A 4,712-nucleotide genomic window follows, 5' to 3' on the forward strand; every position below is an offset into this window, starting at 1 on the left:
CGCGCCACGGTCAACGGTTACCACGACCACAACTTCCTCACCATCCATCAGCGTCTCACCGATCACCTCGGCGAAGTCGCGCCCATGGGCCAGGCGCGTCAGCGCATGCACCGTGTGCGTGCCGGTCGCGTGGTGCTGGCCACCGGCGCCCATGAGCGGCCGCTGGTGTACGCCGGCAACGACGTGCCCGGCAACATGCTGGCCGATGCGGTATCCACCTACGTGCGCCGCTACGGCGTGGCGCCCGGGCAGAAACTGGTGCTGTCGACCAACAACGATTACGCCTACCGCGTGGTGCTCGACTGGCTGGACGCCGGCCTGCAGGTGGTGGCGGTCGCCGATGCGCGCAGCAACCCGCGCGGCAGCTGGGTCGAGGAAGCGCGCCGGCGTGGCGTGCGCGTGCTCACCGGCAGTGCGGTGGTCGAGGCGCGCGGCAGCAAGCGCGTCACCGGTGCGCGCATCTGCGCCATCGACCTGGCCAAGCACAAGGTCAGCAGCCCCGGCGAAATGCTCGACTGCGACCTGATCGCCAGCTCCGGCGGCTACAGCCCGGTGGTGCACCTGGCCTCGCACCTCGGCGGCCGTCCGCTGTGGCGCGAAGACATCCTCGCCTTCGTCCCCGGCGAAGGCTTCCAGAAGCGCTATTGCGCCGGTGCGGTCAACGGCGTGTTCGGCCTCGGCGACAGCCTCGCCGACGGTTTCGAGGCCGGCGCCAAGGCCGCCGCCGAAGCCGGCTTCAAGGCCGTCGCCGGCAGCCTGCCGAAGGCCGAGAAGCGCATCGAGGAAGCCGCGGTCGCGCTGTTCCAGGTGCCGCACGACAAGGGTACCGCGCGGGCGCCGAAGCAGTTCGTCGACCAGCAGAACGACGTCACCGCCGCCGGCATCGAGCTGGCCACCCGCGAGGGCTTCGAGTCGGTCGAGCACGTCAAGCGCTACACCGCGCTGGGCTTCGGCACCGACCAGGGCAAGCTGGGCAACATCAACGGCCTGGCCATCGCCGCGCGTTCGCTGGGCATCAGCATCGCCGAGATGGGCACCACCATGTTCCGCCCGAACTACACCCCGGTGACCTTCGGCGCCATCGCCGGCCGTCACTGCGGCGAGCTGTTCGAGCCCAAGCGCTACACCGCCATGCACAAGTGGCACCTGGAGAACGGCGCCGAGTTCGAGGACGTCGGCCAGTGGAAGCGTCCCTGGTACTTCCCCAAGAACGGCGAAGACATGCACGCCGCGGTGGCCCGCGAGTGCCTGGCGGTGCGCAACGCGGTGGGCATCCTCGACGCCTCGACCCTGGGCAAGATCGACATCCAGGGCCCGGATGCGCGCGAGTTCCTCAACCGCGTCTACACCAACGCCTGGACCAAGCTGGACGTGGGCAAGGCCCGCTACGGCCTGATGTGCAAGGAAGACGGCATGGTCTTCGACGACGGCGTCACCGCCTGTCTGGCCGACAACCATTTCGTCATGACCACCACCACCGGCGGCGCCGCCCGGGTGATGGAGTGGCTGGAGATCTACCACCAGACCGAGTGGCCGGAGCTGAAGGTGTACTTCACCTCGGTCACCGACCACTGGGCGACCATGACCCTGTCCGGCCCCAATAGCCGCAAGCTGCTGGCGGAAGTGACGGATATCGATCTCGATAAGGACGCCTTCCCCTTCATGAGCTGGAAGGAAGGCAAGGTCGGCGGTGTACCGGCGCGGGTGTTCCGCATCTCCTTCACCGGCGAGCTGTCCTACGAGGTCAACGTGCAGGCCAACTACGCCCTCGGCGTGTGGGAGAAGATCATCGCCGCCGGCCAGAAGCACGGCCTGACCCCCTACGGCACCGAGACCATGCACGTGCTGCGTGCCGAGAAGGGTTTCATCATCATCGGCCAGGACACCGACGGCTCGGTCACCCCGGACGATCTGGGCATGGGCTGGTGTGTCGGTCGCACCAAGCCGTTCTCCTGGATCGGCTGGCGCGGCATGAACCGCGAGGACTGCCTCAAGGAAAACCGCAAGCAGCTGATCGGCCTCAAGCCCCTGGACCCGAACAAGGTCCTGCCCGAAGGCGCGCAGCTGGTATTCGACCCCAAGCAGCCGGTGCCGATGACCATGGTCGGTCACGTCACCTCCAGCTACATGAGCGCGGCCATGGGTTACAGCTTCGCCATGGCCCTGGTGCGGGGCGGCCTCTCGCGGATCGGCGAGCGCGTGTTCGCGCCGCTGGCCGATGGCAGCGTGATCGAAGCCGAAATCGTCAGCCCCGTGTTCTATGACCCGAAAGGGGATCGCCAGAATGTCTAACGTGAACGTTTACCAGCAACGCCCCGCCGACATCGCCGGGCAATCGCCGCTGCACCACGCCGGCCTGCACGAGCTGGCCGGCAAGGGCCCCAAGCGCGCCGGGGTGACCCTGCGCGAGAAGAAGCTGCTGGGTCACCTGATCCTGCGTGGCGACGCCGACGATGCCGAGTTCGCCGGCGGCGTGCACAAGGCCCTGGGCCTGGAGCTGCCGGTGGCGCTGACCCTGGTGGCCAGCGGCGACAGCTCGCTGCAGTGGCTGGGGCCGGACGAGTGGCTGCTGATCGTGCCCGGCGGCACGGAGTTCGAGGTCGAGGCCAAGCTGCGCGAGGCGCTGGCCGGCCAGCACATCTCGGTGGTCAACGTCAGCGGCGGGCAGACCCTGCTGGAACTGTCCGGGCCCAAGGTGCGCGAGCTGCTGATGAAGTCCAGCAGCTACGACGTGCACCCGAGCAACTTCCCGGTGGGCAAGGCGGTGGGCACGGTGTTCGCCAAGTCGCAGCTGATCATCCGTCATACCGCCGAGGAAACCTGGGAACTGCTGATCCGCCGCAGCTTCTCCGACTACTTCTGGCTGTGGCTGCAGGATGCCAGCGCCGAGTACGGGCTGGCGGTAGAAGCCTGATCGACAAGGGGCTCTGGGTAGGTTGGTGCCGAGCGCAGCGAGGCCCAACGCAGGGAGCCCCGGAAGGCCGCAGGGAGCGCCGTGCGCCCCCTGTTGGGCTTCGCAAGCTCAGCCCAACCTACGTCGTTGCGCTTTGGAGATCGACATGAGCCGCACCCCCGATACCTGGATTCTCACCGCCCACTGCCCGAGCGTGCTCGGCACGGTGGATGCGGTGACGCGCTTTCTGTTCGAGCAGCGCTGCTACGTCACCGAGCACCACAGTTTCGATGACCGGCTGTCCTCGCGCTTCTTTATCCGCGTCGAGTTCCGCCAGCCAGAGGGTTTCGACGAGGCCGCCTTCCGCGCCGGCGTGGCCGAGCGCCTGGCGCCCTTCGCCATGCAGGTGGAGCTGACCCCGCCGGGCTACCGGGCCAAGGTGGTGCTGATGGTGTCCAAGGCCGACCACTGCCTGAACGACCTGCTCTACCGCCAGCGCATCGGCCAGCTGGCCATGGACGTGGTGGCGGTGGTGTCCAACCACCCGGATCTGGAACCGCTGGCGCGCTGGCACGGTATCCCCTATCACCACTTCCCGCTCGACCCGGCCGACAAGCCGGCGCAGGAGCGCAAGGTCATGCAGGTGGTCGAGGACACCGGCGCCGAGCTGGTGGTGCTCGCCCGCTACATGCAGGTGCTGTCGCCCGAGCTGTGCCGCAAGCTGGACGGCTGGGCGATCAATATCCACCACTCGCTGCTGCCCGGCTTCAAGGGCGCCAAGCCCTACCACCAGGCCTATCAGAAGGGCGTCAAGCTGGTCGGCGCCACCGCCCACTATGTCAACGACCACCTCGACGAGGGGCCGATCATCGCCCAGGGAGTGGAGGCGGTGGACCACGCCCACTACCCCGAGGACCTGATCGCCAAGGGCCGCGACATCGAGTGCCTGACCCTGGCCCGCGCCGTCGGCTACCACATCGACCGCCGCGTGTTCCTCAACGCCAACCGCACGGTGGTGCTCAACCCCTGACTCATCGCCTGTCGCGGGGCCGCCTAGGCCGCGCGCACCGGGTATCACGCAAGAACATAGGTGCGCACGGCGCACCCTGCGGTCACCGCCCTGCCAGGCTTCACCGGCGGTGTCCGGCAACAGACGAAAAGCTCCAGTGCAAGGTCGCGCGGCCCGTCGGTCGCGTCTTGTATCCACAACAACAAAGGAGAGTGACGCATGTCTGGTAATCGTGGTGTGGTTTATCTCGGTACGGGCAAGGTCGAAGTGCAGAAGATCGACTACCCGAAAATGCAGGACCCGCGCGGCAAGAAGATCGAGCACGGGGTCATCCTGAAAGTGGTTTCCACCAATATCTGCGGCTCCGACCAGCATATGGTGCGCGGCCGTACCACCGCCCAGGTCGGCCTGGTGCTGGGCCACGAGATCACCGGCGAGGTGATCGAGAAGGGCCGCGACGTCGAGCGCCTGCAGATCGGCGACCTGGTCTCGGTGCCGTTCAACGTCGCCTGCGGCCGCTGCCGCAGCTGCAAGGAACAACACACCGGCGTCTGCCTGACCGTCAACCCGGCGCGCGCCGGCGGCGCCTACGGCTACGTCGACATGGGCGATTGGACCGGCGGCCAGGCCGAATACGTGCTGGTGCCCTACGCCGATTTCAACCTGCTCAAGCTGCCGGATCGCGACAAGGCCATGGAGAAGATCCGCGACCTGACCTGCCTGTCCGACATCCTGCCCACCGGCTACCACGGCGCGGTCACCGCCGGCGTCGGCCCGGGCAGCACCGTCTACGTCGCCGGCGCCGGCCCG

The 4,712-nt window shown here is 67.7% G+C and carries 4 protein-coding genes; all 4 read left to right on the top strand.

What is annotated here, in order from left to right; genetic code table 11:
• The coding region (locus N878_RS13050; RefSeq protein ID WP_021444094.1) for a sarcosine oxidase subunit alpha family protein at nucleotides 1–2,292 on the top strand (2,292 nt) is incomplete at its 5' end.
• A complete protein-coding gene (locus N878_RS13055; RefSeq protein ID WP_031303135.1) occupies nucleotides 2,285–2,914 on the top strand; it encodes a sarcosine oxidase subunit gamma in 630 nt (209 codons plus the stop codon). The genes N878_RS13050 and N878_RS13055, both read left to right, overlap by 8 nt.
• Nucleotides 2,915–3,059: 145 nt before the next feature.
• Nucleotides 3,060–3,923: a formyltetrahydrofolate deformylase gene (purU, locus tag N878_RS13060; protein ID WP_021444096.1), complete on the top strand. Its 864-nt coding sequence runs from the start codon at nucleotides 3,060–3,062 to the stop codon at nucleotides 3,921–3,923.
• A gap of 198 nt (nucleotides 3,924–4,121) precedes the next feature.
• The coding region (locus N878_RS13065; protein WP_031303136.1) for an alcohol dehydrogenase catalytic domain-containing protein at nucleotides 4,122–4,712 on the top strand (591 nt) is incomplete at its 3' end.

It is taken from the genome of Pseudomonas sp. EGD-AK9 (assembly GCF_000465935.2).
Taxonomy (GTDB): domain Bacteria; phylum Pseudomonadota; class Gammaproteobacteria; order Pseudomonadales; family Pseudomonadaceae; genus Aquipseudomonas.